The sequence below is a fragment of the Sphingobium indicum B90A genome (genome assembly GCF_000264945.2).
GTDB classification, from domain to species: domain Bacteria; phylum Pseudomonadota; class Alphaproteobacteria; order Sphingomonadales; family Sphingomonadaceae; genus Sphingobium; species Sphingobium indicum.
Map to the genome: position 1 here is coordinate 3,021,866 of NZ_CP013070.1, position 16,620 is coordinate 3,038,485.

Sequence of the window (16,620 nt, forward strand, 5' to 3'; positions counted from 1 at the left end):
CCATGACCCGTGCCCTCACTTCACGCCTCTCTGCCAACCGGCATCTGCTGGTCGGCGCCGCGATCGGCCTCGCGCTGACGCTCGCGACGCAGGTTCAGGCCGCCGGTTCCGGCATGCCGTGGGAAGAGCCGCTGCAACAGGTGCTGGAGTCCGTGCAGGGTCCGGTCGCCAAGATCGTGGCCGTGATCATCATCATCGTCACCGGCCTGACCCTTGCGTTCGGCGAGACCGCTGGCGGGTTCCGGCGCCTGATCCAGATCGTGTTCGGCCTGTCGATCGCGTTCGCGGCGTCGAGCTTCTTCCTGTCCTTCTTCAGCTTCGGCGGCGGAGCGCTGATCGCATGATCGGTGGCGGCCAGCATATCGACGGCTTCGAAGTGCCGATCCACGGCTCGCTCGGCTCGCCGCTGCTGCTCGGCGGCGCGCCGCGTGGCCTTGCAATCGTCAACGGGACGCTGGCTGCCGCCGTCGGCCTTGGCCTCCAGCAATGGGTCGCCGGGGTACTGCTCTGGGCGGTCGGTCACAGCATCGCGGTGATGGCCGCCCGCCGCGATCCCAGCTTCGCGCCGGTTCTCCTGCGCCACATCCGCCAGAAGGGATATTTCGCATGCTGAGCCTGCGCGAATATCGCGATCGCGCCGAACGCCTCGCCGATCATCTGCCCTGGGCAGCGCTGGTCGCGCCCGGCGTGGTGCTCAACAAGGACGGCAGCTTCCTGCGGGTGCTCGCCTTCCGCGGTCCCGATCTCGAATCCGCGACCGAGGCCGAGCTGGTCGGCGCCTGTGCGCGGGCGAACAATGCGCTCAAGCGGTTCGGCAGCGGCTGGGCATTGTTCTTCGACGCCGAGCGGCGCGAGGCACTGGCCTATCCCGACAGCGACTTTCCCGATGCTGCGAGCTGGCTGGTCGATGGCGAACGGCAGGCCGCGTTCGAAGCCGAGGGCACCCATTTCGAATGCCGCTTTCACCTGACGCTGACCTGGCTGCCGCCGGCGGACACGACCGACCGCGCGGGACGGAGCCTCGTCGAGCGTCCGGACGGCGATCGCGAGCGCGACTGGCGTGGCGCCCTCGAAAGCTTCGTCGCCGAGACCGACCGGGTGCTCGACCTGCTGTCGGGGTTTATGGCCGATGTCCGCCCGCTCGACGATGGCGAGACGCTGACTTTCCTGCACGGCACGATTTCCGATCGCCGCCATCCGGTCGCCGCGCCCCACACGCCGATGTATCTCGACGGAATCCTGGCCGACACATCGCTGGTCGGCGGGCTGGAGCCGAAGCTCGGCGAGCTGCATGTCCGCACCCTGACGGTGCTCGGCTTCCCGAGCCTCAGCCGTCCCGGCATCCTCGACGCGCTCAACCACCAGGATTTCGGCTACCGCTGGGTTACGCGGTTCATCGCGCTCGACAAGACGCTGGCGACCAAGACGCTGACCTCGCTTCGACGCCAGTGGTTCAACAAGCGCAAGTCGGTGACCGCCCTGCTGCGCGAAGTGCTCTACAACTCGCCAGCGCAGCTGCTCGACAGTGATGCCGACAACAAGGTCGTCGATGCCGATCAGGCACTACAAGCGCTCGGCGGCGATCATGTCGCCTTCGGCTATTTGACAACGACGATCACCGTCACCGATCGCAGCCGTGCCGCGGTCGAGGACAAGGTCCGCGCGGTCGAGCGCGTCGTCAACGGTCTCGGCTTCACTTGCGTTCGCGAGACGGTCAACGCGGTCGAGGCGTGGCTCTCGTCGCTCCCTGGGCATGTCTATGCCAATGTCCGGCAGCCGCTGGTTCATACGCTCAACCTCGCGCACCTGATGCCGCTATCGTCGGTCTGGGCGGGGCCGGTGCGCAACGGCCATCTGGGTGGCCCGCCGCTGCTGGTCGCAAAGACCGCCGGCTCGACGCCGTTCCGGCTCTCCACCCATGTCGGCGATGTCGGGCATATGATGGTCGTGGGGCCCACCGGTGCGGGCAAGTCGGTGCTGCTGAGCCTCATCGCGCTCCAGTTTCGCCGCTACCCGGGCGCACAGGTCTATATCTTCGACAAGGGCAACAGCGCGCGCGCTGCGGTGCTGGCGATGGGCGGCGCGCATCATGCGCTCGGATCGGCCGAGGCCGACGGCGAGGCGCTCGCCTTCCAGCCGCTCGCTCATATCGACGACGCCGGTGAACGCAGCTGGGCGGCCGAATGGATCTCGGCGCTGCTGTCGCACGAGAATGTGCCTGTCACGCCGGAAGTGAAGGACGCGATCTGGACAGCGCTCGGCAGCCTGGCATCTGCGCCGCGTGAGGAGCGGACCATGACGGGCCTTGCGCTGCTGCTCCAGTCGAACGCTCTGCGCATCGCGCTCCAGCCGTATACGCTCGAAGGTCCGCATGGCCGGCTGCTTGACGCTGCCGAACAGCATCTCAGCCTAGCCGATGTTCAGTGCTTCGAGACCGAGGCGCTGATGGGCCAGACTGGGGCGGTCGCGCCGGTGCTCACCTATCTGTTCCACCGGCTGGAAGAGCGGTTCGACGGAAGGCCGACGCTGCTGATCCTCGACGAAGCCTGGATCTTCCTCGACCATCCGCTGTTCGCCGCGCGCATCCGCGAATGGCTCAAGGTGCTTCGCAAGAAGAATGTCGCGGTGCTGTTCGCGACGCAAAGCCTTGCCGACATCGCCGGCTCCGCGATCGCGCCAGCCATCATCGAGAGCTGCCCGCAGCGCATCCTCTTGCCCAACGACCGCGCGATAGAGCCGCAGGGCCATGACATCTATGCGCGCTTCGGCCTCAACGACCGCCAGATCGAGCTGATCGCCCGGGCGACGCCCAAGCGGCACTATTACCTGCAATCCGCGCGCGGCAACCGGCTGTTCGAGCTGGGCCTTGGTCCGATCGCCCTCGCGCTGTGCGGATCGTCCGACCCCGCGGCACAGGCCCGGATCGACGCGGCGCTCGCCGAACATGGCCGCGACCGCTTCGCCGAGGCCTTCCTGCGCGATGCCGGCCTCGACTGGGCCGCCGATTTCGCCGCCGACTTTCCCGGTCCTCCCGATCCCCAAGCCCCCCAAGAAGGAGACAAATAATGCGTATCCCTACTCGAAAGCACCTGATCGCGACCGCCCTCGGCCTTGGCGCCTGCACCTCGCTCGGCATGGGCGTGGTCACGATGACCGCGACGCCGGCCCATGCACAGTTCGGCGGCGTCGTGTTCGACCCCAGCAACTATGCGCAGAACATCCTGACCGCCGCGCGCACGCTCCAGAGCGTCAACCAGCAGATCCAGCAGCTCCAGAACGAGGCGCAGATGCTGGTGAACATGGGCAAGAACCTCAGCCGCATCGACTTCCCGCAGCTCGACGCGCTGAAGCGCAAGCTCGCGGCGATCGACCGGCTGATGGGCCGCGCGCAGGCGATCGACTTCCGGGTCGACCAGCTCGACGACAAGTTCCAGTCGCTGTTCCCGCAGGACTTCTCGTCGGCGCTGCGCACCGATGCCCGCATCCGCGATGCCCGCGCGCGGCTCGATGCCAGCATGGGTGCATTCCGCCAGACCATGACCGTGCAGGCGCAGGTCGTCGAGAACATCCAGACCGACACCGAGGCGCTCGCCGACATCGTCGCGCGCAGCCAGGGTGCCGAAGGATCGCTCCAAGCGCAGCAAGCGACCAACCAGCTCCTCGCGCTCACCGCCAAGCAGCAGTTCCAGCTCCAGCACATGATGGCAGCGCAGTTCCGGAGCGAAGCGGTCGAGCAGGCTCGCCGTGCGACCCAGGCGGCCGAAGCCCGCGCGGCGACCAAGAAGTTCCTCGGCTCCGGATCGGCCTACACGCCGCAATAGCCCCCGTCGGCCGCACGGCCCGATCCGGTCACAAGCGACTGACGGCTCCCCCTCCAGCCGCCGGTCGCCGTCGCGGGGCGCGGCGCAGCTCCCCCAGCCGCGTCCCGCGACATCCCTTTCACGCACGCAGGAAGAACCGCCTTGAACGACCTGAACGTCATCGATCGCTTCCTGCAGGCGTTCATCACCTACATCGACAGCGGGTTCGGGCTGCTCGGGCCCGACGTCGGGTTCCTGACCGCGACGCTGATCGGCATCGACATCACGCTTGCGGGTCTGTTCTGGGCGATGGGCGGCGAGGACAATGTCATTGGCCGCTTCCTCAAGAAGATCCTCTATGTCGGCGCATTCGCGTTCATCCTGAACAGCTTCTCGACGCTCGCCGACATCATCTTCCGCTCGTTCGCGCAGGCCGGGCTGACCGCCGGTGGCGGCACGCTCTCCGCGGACGACCTGCTCAAGCCCGGGCGGTTGGCCGGCACCGGCTTTTCGGCGGCATGGCCGCTGCTCGAACAGGCGAGCGAGATGGTCGGGTTCACGACCTTCTTCGACAATTTCCTGACGATCATGGTGCTGCTGTTCGCCTGGGCGCTGGTGATCGTCGCCTTCTTCATTCTGGCGGTGCAGATGTTCGTCTGCATCCTCGAGTTCAAGCTGACGAGCCTCGCCGGCTTCATCCTCGTGCCGTTCGCGCTCTGGAACCGGACCAGCTTCCTCGCCGAGCGTGTGCTGGGCAACGTGGTCAGTTCCGGCATCAAGGTGATGGTGCTCGCCGTCATCGTCGGCATCGGCTCCAATTTCTTCACCGAGTTCACCGACGCGCTTCAGGGCCAGGAGCCCGACATCGGCCAGGCCATGAGCCTCGTCCTCGCCAGCCTGTCACTGTTCGGGCTCGGCATCTTCGGCCCGGCAATCGCCTCGGGTCTCGTCTCAGGCGCGCCGCAACTCGGCGCAGGCGCAGCTCTTGGCACCACACTCGGCGCGGCCGGCGTCACGATGCTGGCGGGCGGCGCGGCGGTTGGCGGAGCGCGCGCGCTCGGTGGCGCGGCGCTGGGTGCCGTCCGCTCGGGCACTGCGATGGGTTCGGCGGCATCGACTGCCTACAGCCTCGGCAAGGAAACGGCGTCTTCGCCTTCGGTCGGTGCCGGCCTCGGCGGCGTTGCGCGTGCGGCCGGTAACGCCGTCCGTTCGCGCATGAGCGGTGCGCTCGGTCTCAAGGAAGCCGCCGCCAGCGGTCGGCAATCGGCGTGGGATGCCCTCAACCAGAACTCTCCGTCGCCGTCATCGGGAGGACGGGGCGGCGGCGGGGAGACCGGCGGCACGCCCGCTTGGGCACGGGCGATGCGTGACCAGCAGACCAGCCGCCATCGCCGCCAACTCGCGATCCATACGCTCCAGCAAGGCGATCGCGGCGGCGGGTCCGCCACTCCCGACATCAAGGAAAGGAATGACTGAGCCATGTTCTTCAAGCGAAGTGCGCAGCGCTACGGGCGCACGCCACCTCCCGAGACGCCCTACCAGCGCGCCGGGCAACTCTGGGACGAACGGATCGGCTCGGCCCGGGTGCAGGCGCGCAACTGGCGGCTGATGGCGTTCGGCTGCCTCGTCCTGACCGTGGGGACATCCACTGGTCTCGCGTGGCAGTCGCTGCAAAGTCGTGTCACGCCCTATGTGGTCGAGGTCGACCGCCTCGGCGAGGCGCGCGCCGTTCAGGCCGCCGATGTCGATTATCGGCCGACCGACCCGCAGGTCGCCTGGCACCTCTCGCACTTCATCACCAATGTCCGCGCGGTGTCGCTCGATCCGGTGCTGATGCGGCGGGACTGGCTCGAAGCGTATGACTTCGCAACTAAGCGTGGCGCGCAGTTCCTCGGCGAATATGCGCGCTCGGCGTCGCCGTTCGCCAATGTCGGCGAGCGGACCGTGTCGGTGCAGGTCACCAGTGTCGTCCGGGCGTCCGACGAAAGCTTTCAGGTGAAGTGGACGGAGACGGCGTTCGAGCGCGGCAGCCAATCGGGCGTCAGCCGCTGGACGGCGATCCTGACCACGGTCACGCGCCCGCCGGCCTCGGCCGATGTGCTGCGCAAGAACCCCCTCGGCATCTACGTCGACGCGATCGACTGGAGCCGCGAACTCGACACAGCGCCGGCATCGCCGCCCGCGGCGCGGCCGGCGCCACAGCCGACGCCGAACCTCCCCCTCGGGTCGCCGCTCGATCCCACGCTCGACGCCCAACCGACGACGCCGAGCTCGCTCAACAGCCAGGAGAAACAACCATGAAGCGCGTCATTCTGCCGGCGATCGCCGGCATGTTGTTCGCATGTCCATCGCTTGCTCAGGACCGCGAGGCATCCCTCAAGACCGTGCGTTCCGCGACGCGCTCCGCAACGATCGCGCCGTCTGCGACCGGGTTCGTGAGCGGGGCACAGGTCTATCCGTATAGCGAGGGCATGATCTATCAGGTCTATGCGGCGCCGGGGTTGGTGACGGATATTGCGCTCCAGCCTGGCGAGAACCTCGTCGCGGTCGCGAGTGGCGATACCGCCCGCTGGGTGATCGGCGACACGACGAGCGGCTCGGGCGAAGGCAAGCAGACGCATGTCCTCGCGAAACCATTTTCGGCCGGACTGCTGACCAATTTGGTCATCACGACCGACCGACGCGCATATCATATCCGGCTGGTCAGCACCTCAGGCACAGCCCTGTCCTCAATGCGGTGGACCTATCCGCAAGATGAGTTGCTGGCGCTGCGGCGCAAGGCGGAGGTTGCTCAGGCCGCCGCGCCGGTGGCATCTGGGCTGGCGATCGAGCAGCTGCATTTCAACTATGCGATTAGCGGAGACCGGCCGGCATGGCGACCGCTGCGCGTGTTCGACGATGGGGCGAAGACCTATGTCGAGTTTCCGGCATCACTCGCCGACGGTGAGGCGCCGCCGCTGTTCGTCGTCGGCACGGACGGCAAGGCGGAGCTGGTCAACTACCGGTTGCGCGATCGCTTCTACGTCGTCGACCGGATCTTCGACGCGGCAGAGCTGCGGCTCGGTCTCAAGAAGCAGCAGATCGTCCGCATCGATCGCATCTCCCGCACGATGAAGCGGAGGGGCGCATGACCGACACGCTCGCCACCGATCCGCCGACCACGACGCCGCAGACCGCTCCGGTAAAGCTCGATCCCGAGACGCTGAGCATCCGCTCGCGCCCCACACGCGCGATCCGCTTCCGTCGCGGCGCAATCATCGGTGCCGCCGCGCTCGGCTCGGCCAGCCTCATGGGCGTTGCCTGGATGGCATTGAAGCCGCAGGTATTCCGGCAAATCGCGCAGGAAAGCGAGCTGTCGCAACCGATGGCGAAGCCGGCGTCGGATGCGCTTTCGGGATTGCCAGCAAGCTACGGTGACGCGCCCAAGCTCGGTCCGCCACTGCCAGGTGATCTCGGACGGCCGATCCTTCGTGCGCAGGAGCGGGCCGAAGCGACATCCTCGCCCACATCGGTCGATGCTGCGGCGGCTGCACGGCAGCAGCGGCTTGCCGATCTGAAGGCCGCGCGAGAATCCGGACTGATGGTCCAGACCACAGGTGGTCGGGGCGCGGTGGCGCCGGCAACCCCCGATGGCGCTCTCGCGCCGCCCGATGCGCAAACAGGCGGTGCGACACCGTCGGGCACCCGGAAGGAACAGTTCGCCTCGGCGCGTGATGCCGGAGGTGATCTCAACTCGGGCGGGCTGGTCGCGCCAGTGTCGCCCAACAGCCTGCTTGCTGGGAGCGTGATCGCCGCGAGCCTCATTACCGGGCTGAACTCCGACCTGCCCGGCATGGTCACGGCACAGGTGACGCAGAACGTGTTCGACACCGTCACCGGGAATATCCTGCTCGTGCCGCAAGGCGCTCGGCTCATCGGCAAATATGACTCGGTTGTCGCCTTCGGGCAGCGGCGAGCGCTGGTTATTTGGCAGCGGCTGATCCTGCCCGACGGCAGCTCGGTGCGGCTCGACAACATGCCTGCGACCGACGCGGGTGGGTACGCCGGCCTCGCCGACAAGGTGGACTTCCACACATGGACGCTGCTCAAGGGCGTCGCGATCGCCACCCTGCTCGGAGTTGGTTCGGAGCTGTCGATCTCCGGCGAAAGCGATCTCGTGCAGGCGATCCGCGAGTCCGCTCAATCGAACACGGCACGCGCCGGCGACCAGATCACGCAACGCAATCTAGACATTCAGCCGACGATCACGATCCGCCCCGGCATTCCGGTTAGGGTGCTCGTGACCCGGGATCTCATCCTTGCGCCGTGGCGCGGAAGGGCAAGCTGACATGGCGGACATCAAACTCGGCAAGCTGCCTGATCGAACGCCGGTGAAGTTGACGATCACGATCACTCCCGACCTCCAATCATCGTTGCAGGCTTACGCTTCGGTCTATGCGGCCGCCTACGGCGTCGAGGAGCCGGTGGTCGATCTGATCCCTGCGATGTTGACGGCCTTCCTGGAAAGCGATCGGGCGTTCAATCAGGCGCGCGCAGCAGCCGGGAGGGCGGTGAAATGAGCGAACCCCCAGCGAGCGACCGCCGTTTGGCGCCCATAACGGTGCGTGTGGCAACGGCAGCGCGCATTACCAGCCTCAGCCGCTCACGCATCTATGAGCTGATTCAGTCCGGCGACATCGAAACCGTAAAAGTGGGTCGCGCCATGCTCGTCAAATATCGCAGCGTGCTGGCGCTTCTAGGCGAAGACGCTCCACCGGCGGACCCTTATTTGCCGCCCATCCAACGCTGAAGAGCTATGCATAGAATCCGCGGGGCGCGATCGCTGGTCGCGCCCCGCTGACGTGTCGGCCTATCCTGCGCTCCGACCGGCGCCGAAGTCAGGACGCAGGATCTTGCCCGCGCTGCGGAGCCCATCGAGATGATCTGACCAGTGTTGCATCATCCGGACGCGCTCGTCCCAATATTCTCCGCGGGTATACGCGCGTCGCACCGCACTGGCGTCCAGGTGGGCGAGTTGCTTCTCGATCGCGTCCGGGTTCCAGATGCCCATTTCATTGAGCAGCGTTGCCGCCATGGCGCGGAAGCCATGCGCGGTCATTTCCTGCTGGCTGTAGCCAAGACGGCGCAGCGCCTGATTGACCGCATTTTCGGACATCGGCCGCTTCGGATTGCCCATACATGGAAACAGGTAATCGCGGTGGCCAGTATGGTCCCGCAACTCCTCGATCAGTTCCAGCACCTGACGTGACAGCGGGACGCGATGCGGTCGGCGCATCTTCATCCGCTCGGCTGACAGATACCACACGGCCTTATCGCAATCGAACTCGCTCCACTGCGCTTGCCTCAGTTCGCCCGGCCGAACGAACAGGTGCGGTGAAAGCTTGAGCGCCATCAGTGTCACCATCTGACCCTCATAGCCATCGATAGCCCGGAGGAGCTTGCCCACCTGGACTGGGTTGGTGATGGCCGCCAGGTGCTTCACGCGGGGGGTGGCGATGGCGCCGCGAAGATCGGCGGCAACGTCCTTCTGGCATCGCACGGTAGCGACGCCGTACCGGAACACGCGGCTGAGAACGCTCCGCATGCGGCGAGCACTTTCATACCGCCCATCGGATTCGACCTTGCGAAGCACGGCCAACACCTCCTGTGGCGTGATATTCGCGATCGGGAGACTGCCGATCATGGGATAGGCCATGCCGAGGAGCCAACGGATCTTGCTTAGTGTGATCTCCGCGCGACCCTCTCGCTCGCACTTCTGGACCCATTCATCGGCAACATCCTTGAAGGTGTTCGCAGCCGCGACCTTGGCGGCGACTCGCGCCCGCTTTTTCTCAACCGCCGGATCGAGACCTGCGGCGATCTGGCGGCGCGCTTCGTCACGCCGCTCTCTCGCATCGGCTAGTCCGACGTCCGGCCAAAGCCCTAGGTGCAGTGTTTTCTGCTTGCCGAGATGTCGGAAGCTCAGCTTCCATATTTTGGAACCGTTGGGCTGGACTGTGAGGAACAGTCCTTGCCCGTCGGAGAGGTTGAACGGCTTCGCCGCAGGCTTGGCGGCGGTGATTCTGAGGTGAGACAGCATGTCGATTTCCCAGCTAAGCCGGGTCGATCCACCACCAACAAAAACACCAACAAATGTTGGTGTTCTGGCTGGATTCCGGTGGACTTCGCCGGACGGTTAGTCGGCGATTTTCGGTCGAAATATGCTGTAAAACCAGCCATTTGCTGGACGCTCCCGGATCATTCCGGAAGCGTTTCTGGTGCCCAGAAGAGGACTCGAACCTCCACGACCTTGCGATCGCCAGCACCTGAAGCTGGTGCGTCTACCAATTCCGCCATCTGGGCACGGGGTAGGAGCGCGCAACTAGCCGCTGGCCGTAGGGCTGTCAATCGCGGCGGGCGCATTATTTTTTATTTTTCTGGTTTCCCGGCCAAGAGCTTTTTACGGCCCTTTTTCAAGGCCACTGCCGCTGAACTGGAGAATAGCATGGATCGTCCCGACATCGCGCCGCCCGCCTTTCACCCTCGCCCGGACGGGCTGCGGCTGGCCTGTCGGCATCGGCCCGGCGCAGGGCCTACGATCGTCTTCCTGCCCGGCTACATGTCCGACATGGAGGGGGGCAAGGCGGTCGCGCTGGACGGCTGGGCGCAAAGCCAGGGGCGGGCGATGCTGCGGCTCGATTATGCCGGCAATGGCGCAAGCGAGGGGCGGTTCGAGGATGGCACGTTGGCAAGCTGGCGCGACGATGCATTGTTGCTGATCGATTCGCTGGTCCAGGGGCCGGTGGTGCTGGTCGGATCTTCCATGGGCGGCTGGCTGGCGCTGCTGATCGCGCTGGCCAGGCCCGAGCGGGTGGCGGGGCTGGTCGGCATCGCGGCGGCGCCGGACTTCACCGAATGGGGCTTTACCGACGCGGACAAGGCGCTGCTGGCGACGGAGGGGAGGATCGTCGAGCCGACCCCCTATGGCGATAATCCCTATGTCACCACCCTGGCCTTCTGGGAATCGGGCCAGTCGCTGCGGCTGCTGGAGGGGGAGATCGCGATCGATTGCCCGGTGCGGCTGTTGCAGGGTCAGGCCGACCCCGACGTGCCGTGGCGGACGGCGTTGCGGATCGCGGAGCGGCTGCGTTCATCCGATGTGCAGACGCTGCTGATTAAGGATGGCGACCATCGCCTTTCCCGCGATCCGGACATCGCGCTGCTGATCCGGACCCTCGCCAGCCTGTTGGACAGCCTGTGATGCCCTTCCTCCTCCCGCTGCTGCTGCTCGCCCCCCAGGCCTATGATCCGGAGGTCGAGGCGGTGATGAACCGCAAGAGGAAGGAAAGGGCGGAGGCCTCCGCCGCCGCCGTTGCGCCCGTTGCGCAGGCCAGCGACGGCCGCATTCCGGTGCCGGACAGATATGCGGCGAAATTCCAGGTCTGCCTGGACCAGGCGGCGGAGGCGCCGGACAAAGGCGTCGCCTTCGCGCAGCAATGGCGGATCGAGGGCGGCAGCTTCTATGCGCGCAACTGCATGGGCTTTGCCTATGCCCGCGCCGAACGCTGGGCGCCCGCCATCGTCGCCTTCGAACAGGGGGCGGACGAAGCCGAGCGCAACGGCGAAATGGCGCAGAGCGCCCGGCTGTGGGCGCAGGCCGGCAATGCCGCGCTGGCCGGCGGCGATGCCGCGAAGGCGCGGGATGATTTCGACGCGGCGCTGGCGCGGGGCCTGCCCGACGGCATGGAGAAGGGCGAGGTCCATCTGGACCGCGCCCGGGCGCTGGTGGCGCTGAACGACGGCGGGGGCGCGCGCGCATCGCTCGACATCGCGCTGGAACAGGTGCCGCAAGATCCCCTGGCCTGGCTGCTTTCGGCCACGCTGGCGCGCCGGTCCGGGGAAATGAAGCTGGCGCAGGCGCATATAGCGCGGGCGGTGCAGCTTTCGCCCGATGATGCCTCCGTCGCGCTGGAGGAGGGCAATATCGCCATCCTCACCGATCATGAGGACATCGCCCGATCCGCCTGGCAACGCGCGGTGAAGCTGGCGGCGGATGCGCCCGCGGGCAGGGCGGCGGCCGACAATCTGTCCCGCTTGCCGCCGAAGCCCGCCGACTGACGGCTTGCGAAGGGAACCTCGGCCCCTCCTTCTCCGTTGGCCCGCCAGGCGGGACGCGAGGAAAAAGGAGCCTGAGGATGCAGGATCGTCATGGAAAATTCGCGGCGCTCGCCCTGCTGGCGGCAAGCGCGCTGGCGTTGACCGCCTGTTCGCACGGCGCGACGCGCGGCGGACTGATCGGCGGCGCGGGCGGCGCCGTGGTCGGCTCGGCGACCGGCCTCGGCACGGTGGAGGGCGCGGTGATCGGCGGCGCCGCCGGCGCGATCATCGGCGACGACAAGGATTGATCGTCAGTTGAGATAGAAGTCGACCGTCGTGACGACGCGCACCTTCTTGTAGGGCGTGTCGCTTGACCCGTCGGCCTCGCCGTCGCGCGCTTCTATCGAGAAATAGCCCTGGGTCGCGCTCTTGATGCCGCCGACGCTGGCGCCGCTGTCGCGGGCGAACTGTTCGGCGGCGGCGCGGGCGTCCCTGGTCGCGGCAGCGACCATCGGGGGCTTCACGTCGTTGAGCCGGGTGAAGCTGTAGCGCATACCCGATCCCTCCTGCAGGGTGACGCCGCGCCGGACCAGATCGAACTGCTGGGCCACAGCCCGCTGGGCGCGGGCGATGTCGGTCGTGCGCAGCAACATGCGCTGGGTGATGGTGATCGTGTTGACGCCATTGTTGATATATTGGTTGACCCCCGCGCCGGTCGCGGTCAGCGCATCCGGCTTGAAGCCCAGGCTGGCGAAATAGGCGCGCAGTTCCCGCGTGTTGTTGTCGATCTCCGCCCGGACGGCGGGCAGGTCGAACCCGGTGGCGGAATAGCTGATCGACCAGGTGGCGAGGTCCGCGGTCACGTCCTTTTCCGCCAGTCCGCGCACGGTGACGGATCGGTCCGCCGCCCTGGCCCGCTTGAGCCCGTCGCCCAGCAGATAGCCGCCGCCGACCATGCCCAGAGCCAGCACGGCCGCGCATCCCAGGAGCAGCTTGTCATGATAAGTTAAGGCCATGTCCGCCTCCCTCTTCCGTCCGGGCCTGACGCATCCTATCTTGATGCTGCCTTAAGGCTGCGGAGATGAACCGTTGCTTTATGGCGACGAATGGAGTGATCTCTTGCCCAAATATCTGCACACGATGATCCGCGTGACCGACATCGACCGCACCGTCGCATTCTTCCGCCTGCTCGGCCTGGAGGAGCAGAGGCGCTTTGACAACGCGCAGGGGCGGTTCACCCTGGTCTTCCTGGCGGCGCCGGGGGACGAGGATGCGCAGGTCGAGCTGACCTACAACTGGCCGACCCAGGACGGCAGCCCCGCGGAGGTCTATGGCGGCGGTCGAAATTTCGGGCATCTCGCCTATCGGGTCGAAAATATCTACGAAACCTGCCAGCGGCTGATGGACGCGGGCGTGACCATCAACCGGCCGCCGCGCGACGGGCACATGGCCTTCGTGCGGACGCCGGACAACATCTCGATCGAACTGTTGCAGGACGGGCATCTGGAACCGGCCGAACCCTGGGCGTCGATGCCCAATGTCGGAGCCTGGTAGCGCCATGCTGGAGGTCGTCCGCATCCCCGTGCTCAGCGACAATTATGTCTGGCTGCTGCATGACGACGCCAGCGGGGAGACGGTCGCCGTCGATCCCGCCGTGGCGGAGCCGGTGCTGGAAGCGGCGCGGCAGAGGGATTGGACGATAAGCCAGATCTGGAACACCCACTGGCATGGCGACCATGTCGGCGGCAATGCGGCGATCAAGGCGGCGACCGGCTGCACCATCACCGGCCCCGCCGCGGAGGCGGAGAAGATCGGTACGCTGGACCGCATGGTGCGGGAGGGGGACAGCGTCCGCATCGGCGCCCACCAGGCCGCCGTGCTGGAGGTGCCTGCCCATACCGCCGGCCATGTCGCCTATCATCTGGCCGACGACCGCCTGATCTTCGTCGGGGACACGCTGTTCGCCATGGGCTGCGGCCGGCTGTTCGAGGGGACGGCGGCGCAGATGTTCGCCAATATGCGGCGGTTCGCCGCCCTGCCCGACGATACGGTCGTCTATTGCGCGCATGAATATACGCAGTCGAACGGCCGCTTCGCGCTGACGGTGGAGCCGGACAACGCCGCCCTGCGCGCCCGCATGGCGGAGGTCGACGCGGCGCGCTCGCGGGGGGAGGCGACAGTGCCGACCAGCGTCGGACAGGAGCGCGCGACCAATGTCTTCATGCGCGCCAGCGACGTTGCACAACTGGCCGAGCGGCGGGCGGCGAAGGATGCGGCGTGACGGTTTTCGCGCCGGTCCGGCGTCCTGGAATCGGGACCAATGAGGAGAGGTGCCATGCGTCCGTGGATATTGGGTTCCGGCCTGTGTCTGGCCCCGCTGCTGCTGGCGGGATGTTCGGGCGCTCATGAGCCGCCCAGGCTGACCGAAAAGCAGACAAGCGAACTGGAGCGCGCCCTGGCCGGCAAGGTGCCCGGCGAAAAGACCAGCTGCGTCAATCGGGAATCCCAGTCCAACCTGACGGCCATCAGCAACAGCGTCCTGCTGTACCGGGTCAGCCGGCGGCTGGTCTATCGCAACGACCTGATCGGCAGTTGTTCCGGGCTGTCGCGGGGCGACACGCTGATCATCAGGACGTGGGGATCGCAATATTGCCGCGGGGACCAAATAACCAGCGCCGACCTGATGACCGGCATGGTGACGGGAAATTGCGCGCTGGGCGACTTCACGTCCTATCGCGCGCCGTCGAAATAGGTTTGCCGGCGGGTCATGCCGCGTTCCTGCCACGAACCCGGTCGGCCGGGATTCACCCCTTGTACAGCGCGTCCAGCCGATCCTGATAGCGGGCGCGGATGACGTGGCGGCGGATTTTCATCGACGGCGTCATCTCGCTATTCTCTATGGTGAAGGGTTCGTCGGCCAGGATGAAGCGCCGCACCCGCTCTATCACCGACAGATCGTCATTCACCCGGTCGACCGCGGCGCGCAGCGCAGCCTGATAGGCGGCATCCTTCTCGATGCCCTCCACCTTGCGTCCCTGCTCCGCCGCCCATTCGCGCGTCCATTCGGCGTCGGGCACCAGCAGCCCCACCAGATGCGGCCGCCGGTCGCCATGGACCATCGCCTGCCCGATCTCCGGCTGGAGCGTCAGCATGCCTTCCACCTTCTGGGGCGAGACATTGTCGCCCTTGTCGTTGACGATCAGATCCTTCTTGCGGTCGGTGATGCGGATGCGGCCCTTTTCGTCGATCTCCCCGATGTCGCCGGTGTGCAGCCAGCCATTTTGCAGCGCCCTTTCCGTTTCCGCCGCATTGCGCCAATAGCCGTGCATCACCAGTTCCCCGCGGACGAGGATTTCGCCGTCGTCCGCGATCCGCACCTCCACCCCGTCCAGCGGCGGCCCCACCGTGTCCATCGCGATCCCGGCGCGGGGGCGGTTGCAACTGATCACCGGCCCCGCCTCGGTCTGGCCATAGCCCTGGAGCAGCGTCAGCCCCATGGCGTCGAAGAACAGGCCGACATCGGGATTGAGCGGCGCGCCGCCCGACACCAGCGCCTTCATCCGCCCGCCGAACCGGGCCGCGATCTTGGGCTTCAGGGTGCGCGCCAGCAGCGCCTTCATCGGCAGGTCGAGCAGCGATTTCCGCCCGCGTTGCTCCTTCGCCGCGATGCGCAGCGCCTGGCCCAGCAGATAGGCGGGGAATTTGCCCTGCTTCTCGATCGACTTGATGATGCGGGCGCGCAGCACCTCGAACAGGCGGGGGACGACGACCATGATCGTCGGCCGCGCTTCCTCGATATTGCTGGCCAGCTTTTCCAGCCCTTCGGAATAATAGATCTGACCCGCCACCATGATCGGCAGGAACTGGCCCCCGCTATGCTCATAGGCGTGGGACAGGGGCAGGAAGGACAGGAACACCTCCTGCCCCCGCCCGAAATCCTCCTCCAGCAACTTGTCGGCCCCCTCGATATTGCAGAGGATGGCGCCGTGATGCTGCATCACCCCGCGCGGCGCGCCGCCGGTGCCGCTGGTGTAGATGATGCAGGCCAGATCGTCGCGCTTCGCCGCCTGGCTGGCGGCGCAGGCCTCGATGTCGGTGGGATAATGGGCGATCAGGTCGCTCCATAGATGGCAGGCGACATCGCCCTGCATGCCGCGCAACGGCTCCATGCCGATGACGAAGCTGGCCTGCGACCGCAGCACGGCGGGCATCAGGTTCTGCGCCAGCTTCGCGGTGGAAACGATGACGGCGCGGGCGCCGCTGTCGGTCAGGATATGCTGGTGGTCGCGGGTGGTGTTGGTGGTGTAGGTCGGCACCGTGACGCAGCCCGCCGCCATGATGGCAAGGTCCGCGATGCAGAATTCCGGCCGGTTCTCGCTGACCAGCATCACCGGATCGCCCGGCTTCAATCCCTGCGCCTGCAATGCGCTGGCCAGCGAGGCGACCTCCAGAGCGACTTCGGTCCAGCTGAGCGATTGCCATTCCCCCGCCGCCTTGCGCCACAGGAAGGGGGCGTCGCCCATCGCCCTGGCGCGGTCGAAGAACATGGTCACCAGATTGGGAAAACGCTCCATCGCGCTCAAAACGGCATCTCCTCGCTAGCGGCGCGTCTTTTTGGCGCGCTTTACTGCCTCCCAGGCTATAACCGCGCCATGCCGTAACGGCCATGATTTTTCGCGGATTTCCCGGAAACGCCTGCATGGCCCCCGTTAAAGCGCCCGTGGCAGGAGCGCGCTATATTCCG

At 66.6% G+C, this 16,620-nt stretch carries 19 protein-coding genes and 1 tRNA gene; 16 read left to right on the plus strand and 4 right to left on the minus strand.

Going from position 1 to position 16,620, the window contains the following annotated elements; all coding sequences use genetic code 11:
* The first annotated feature begins 2 nt into the window (after positions 1 to 2).
* The 10 genes from SIDU_RS14670 (at position 3) to SIDU_RS14715 (ending at position 8,589) form a co-directional block, all read left to right on the plus strand.
* Positions 3 to 344, plus strand: a complete 342-nt coding sequence (locus SIDU_RS14670) for a TrbC/VirB2 family type IV secretion system protein (protein WP_007686898.1) — start codon at positions 3 to 5, stop codon at positions 342 to 344.
* On the plus strand, positions 341 to 613 hold the full coding sequence (locus SIDU_RS14675) for a VirB3 family type IV secretion system protein (RefSeq protein WP_007686900.1): 273 nt from the start codon (positions 341 to 343) through the stop codon (positions 611 to 613). Before SIDU_RS14670 ends, SIDU_RS14675 begins: the two co-directional genes overlap by 4 nt.
* Entirely contained in the window at positions 607 to 3,066 is a 2,460-nt protein-coding gene (gene trbE, locus SIDU_RS14680; protein ID WP_007686901.1) for a conjugal transfer protein TrbE, read from the plus strand. Before SIDU_RS14675 ends, trbE begins: the two co-directional genes overlap by 7 nt.
* The gene (gene trbJ, locus SIDU_RS14685; RefSeq protein ID WP_007686903.1) at positions 3,066 to 3,821 is read left to right on the plus strand and encodes a P-type conjugative transfer protein TrbJ; all 756 of its coding nucleotides are present in this window, start codon (positions 3,066 to 3,068) and stop codon (positions 3,819 to 3,821) included. The genes trbE and trbJ overlap by 1 nt, the downstream gene beginning before the upstream one ends.
* Positions 3,822 to 3,962: 141 nt before the next feature.
* Positions 3,963 to 5,276 (plus strand): P-type conjugative transfer protein TrbL, encoded by a 1,314-nt coding sequence (gene trbL, locus SIDU_RS14690; protein WP_007686905.1) that lies wholly within the window; start codon positions 3,963 to 3,965, stop codon positions 5,274 to 5,276.
* 3 nt (positions 5,277 to 5,279) lie between these two features.
* Positions 5,280 to 6,101, plus strand: a complete 822-nt coding sequence (gene trbF, locus SIDU_RS14695) for a conjugal transfer protein TrbF (protein WP_007686907.1) — start codon at positions 5,280 to 5,282, stop codon at positions 6,099 to 6,101.
* Positions 6,098 to 6,931, plus strand: coding sequence for a P-type conjugative transfer protein TrbG (gene trbG / locus SIDU_RS14700; RefSeq protein ID WP_007686909.1), 834 nt, complete (start codon positions 6,098 to 6,100; stop codon positions 6,929 to 6,931). The genes trbF and trbG overlap by 4 nt, the downstream gene beginning before the upstream one ends.
* A complete protein-coding gene (locus tag SIDU_RS14705) occupies positions 6,928 to 8,127 on the plus strand; it encodes a TraB/TrbI/VirB10 family type IV secretion system protein (protein ID WP_007686911.1) in 1,200 nt (399 codons plus the stop codon). The genes trbG and SIDU_RS14705 overlap by 4 nt, the downstream gene beginning before the upstream one ends.
* Before the next feature lies 1 nt (position 8,128).
* Positions 8,129 to 8,359, plus strand: a complete 231-nt coding sequence (locus SIDU_RS14710; RefSeq protein WP_007686914.1) for a DUF2274 domain-containing protein — start codon at positions 8,129 to 8,131, stop codon at positions 8,357 to 8,359.
* Positions 8,356 to 8,589: a helix-turn-helix domain-containing protein gene (locus tag SIDU_RS14715; protein ID WP_007686915.1), complete on the plus strand. Its 234-nt coding sequence runs from the start codon at positions 8,356 to 8,358 to the stop codon at positions 8,587 to 8,589. The genes SIDU_RS14710 and SIDU_RS14715 overlap by 4 nt, the downstream gene beginning before the upstream one ends.
* A gap of 60 nt (positions 8,590 to 8,649) precedes the next feature.
* On the opposite strand, the gene SIDU_RS14720 is transcribed toward SIDU_RS14715, so the two are convergent.
* Both SIDU_RS14720 and SIDU_RS14725 read right to left on the minus strand, forming a co-directional pair.
* Positions 8,650 to 9,879, minus strand: coding sequence for a tyrosine-type recombinase/integrase (locus SIDU_RS14720; RefSeq protein ID WP_007686917.1), 1,230 nt, complete (start codon positions 9,877 to 9,879; stop codon positions 8,650 to 8,652).
* A 176-nt stretch (positions 9,880 to 10,055) separates the two neighbouring features.
* Positions 10,056 to 10,142: transfer RNA gene (locus SIDU_RS14725), tRNA-Leu, on the minus strand.
* Positions 10,143 to 10,284: 142 nt separating this feature from the next.
* Between SIDU_RS14725 and SIDU_RS14730 the strand changes: the two genes are divergently transcribed.
* From SIDU_RS14730 to SIDU_RS14740, 3 genes are all read left to right on the plus strand, one after another.
* Positions 10,285 to 11,040, plus strand: a complete 756-nt coding sequence (locus tag SIDU_RS14730) for an alpha/beta fold hydrolase (RefSeq protein WP_007686919.1) — start codon at positions 10,285 to 10,287, stop codon at positions 11,038 to 11,040.
* Positions 11,040 to 11,897: a tetratricopeptide repeat protein gene (locus SIDU_RS14735; protein ID WP_007686921.1), complete on the plus strand. Its 858-nt coding sequence runs from the start codon at positions 11,040 to 11,042 to the stop codon at positions 11,895 to 11,897. Before SIDU_RS14730 ends, SIDU_RS14735 begins: the two co-directional genes overlap by 1 nt.
* 77 nt (positions 11,898 to 11,974) lie before the next feature.
* Entirely contained in the window at positions 11,975 to 12,184 is a 210-nt protein-coding gene (locus tag SIDU_RS14740; protein WP_007686923.1) for a glycine zipper domain-containing protein, read from the plus strand.
* 3 nt (positions 12,185 to 12,187) lie between these two features.
* On the opposite strand, the gene SIDU_RS14745 is transcribed toward SIDU_RS14740, so the two are convergent.
* Positions 12,188 to 12,892 (minus strand): SIMPL domain-containing protein, encoded by a 705-nt coding sequence (locus tag SIDU_RS14745; protein WP_007686926.1) that lies wholly within the window; start codon positions 12,890 to 12,892, stop codon positions 12,188 to 12,190.
* 103 nt (positions 12,893 to 12,995) lie between these two features.
* On the opposite strand from SIDU_RS14745, the gene SIDU_RS14750 reads away from it, so the two are divergent.
* Genes SIDU_RS14750 through SIDU_RS14760 form a run of 3 tightly spaced genes read left to right on the plus strand, consistent with a single transcriptional unit; the run spans position 12,996 to position 14,628 of the window.
* A complete protein-coding gene (locus SIDU_RS14750; protein WP_007686928.1) occupies positions 12,996 to 13,430 on the plus strand; it encodes a VOC family protein in 435 nt (144 codons plus the stop codon).
* A gap of 4 nt (positions 13,431 to 13,434) precedes the next feature.
* Positions 13,435 to 14,157: a hydroxyacylglutathione hydrolase gene (gloB, locus tag SIDU_RS14755; RefSeq protein ID WP_007686930.1), complete on the plus strand. Its 723-nt coding sequence runs from the start codon at positions 13,435 to 13,437 to the stop codon at positions 14,155 to 14,157.
* 54 nt (positions 14,158 to 14,211) lie between these two features.
* On the plus strand, positions 14,212 to 14,628 hold the full coding sequence (locus SIDU_RS14760) for a hypothetical protein (protein WP_007686932.1): 417 nt from the start codon (positions 14,212 to 14,214) through the stop codon (positions 14,626 to 14,628).
* A 52-nt stretch (positions 14,629 to 14,680) separates the two neighbouring features.
* On the opposite strand, the gene SIDU_RS14765 is transcribed toward SIDU_RS14760, so the two are convergent.
* On the minus strand, positions 14,681 to 16,450 hold the full coding sequence (locus SIDU_RS14765) for an AMP-dependent synthetase/ligase (RefSeq protein ID WP_007686933.1): 1,770 nt from the start codon (positions 16,448 to 16,450) through the stop codon (positions 14,681 to 14,683).
* Positions 16,451 to 16,620: the final 170 nt, after the last annotated feature.

Bases quoted from the DNA above. Each gene is read 5' to 3' on its own strand.
- SIDU_RS14670 (WP_007686898.1), top strand. From the start codon at position 3: ATGACCCGTGCCCTCACTTCACGCCTCTCTGCCAACCGGCATCTGCTG.
- SIDU_RS14675 (WP_007686900.1), top strand. From the start codon at position 341: ATGATCGGTGGCGGCCAGCATATCGACGGCTTCGAAGTGCCGATCCAC.
- trbE (WP_007686901.1), top strand. From the start codon at position 607: ATGCTGAGCCTGCGCGAATATCGCGATCGCGCCGAACGCCTCGCCGAT.
- trbJ (WP_007686903.1), top strand. From the start codon at position 3,066: ATGCGTATCCCTACTCGAAAGCACCTGATCGCGACCGCCCTCGGCCTT.
- trbF (WP_007686907.1), top strand. From the start codon at position 5,280: ATGTTCTTCAAGCGAAGTGCGCAGCGCTACGGGCGCACGCCACCTCCC.
- trbG (WP_007686909.1), top strand. From the start codon at position 6,098: ATGAAGCGCGTCATTCTGCCGGCGATCGCCGGCATGTTGTTCGCATGT.
- SIDU_RS14705 (WP_007686911.1), top strand. From the start codon at position 6,928: ATGACCGACACGCTCGCCACCGATCCGCCGACCACGACGCCGCAGACC.
- SIDU_RS14710 (WP_007686914.1), top strand. From the start codon at position 8,129: ATGGCGGACATCAAACTCGGCAAGCTGCCTGATCGAACGCCGGTGAAG.
- SIDU_RS14715 (WP_007686915.1), top strand. From the start codon at position 8,356: ATGAGCGAACCCCCAGCGAGCGACCGCCGTTTGGCGCCCATAACGGTG.
- SIDU_RS14720 (WP_007686917.1), bottom strand. From the start codon at position 9,879: ATGCTGTCTCACCTCAGAATCACCGCCGCCAAGCCTGCGGCGAAGCCG.
- SIDU_RS14730 (WP_007686919.1), top strand. From the start codon at position 10,285: ATGGATCGTCCCGACATCGCGCCGCCCGCCTTTCACCCTCGCCCGGAC.
- SIDU_RS14735 (WP_007686921.1), top strand. From the start codon at position 11,040: ATGCCCTTCCTCCTCCCGCTGCTGCTGCTCGCCCCCCAGGCCTATGAT.
- SIDU_RS14740 (WP_007686923.1), top strand. From the start codon at position 11,975: ATGCAGGATCGTCATGGAAAATTCGCGGCGCTCGCCCTGCTGGCGGCA.
- SIDU_RS14745 (WP_007686926.1), bottom strand. From the start codon at position 12,892: ATGGCCTTAACTTATCATGACAAGCTGCTCCTGGGATGCGCGGCCGTG.
- gloB (WP_007686930.1), top strand. From the start codon at position 13,435: ATGCTGGAGGTCGTCCGCATCCCCGTGCTCAGCGACAATTATGTCTGG.
- SIDU_RS14760 (WP_007686932.1), top strand. From the start codon at position 14,212: ATGCGTCCGTGGATATTGGGTTCCGGCCTGTGTCTGGCCCCGCTGCTG.
- SIDU_RS14765 (WP_007686933.1), bottom strand. From the start codon at position 16,450: ATGGAGCGTTTTCCCAATCTGGTGACCATGTTCTTCGACCGCGCCAGG.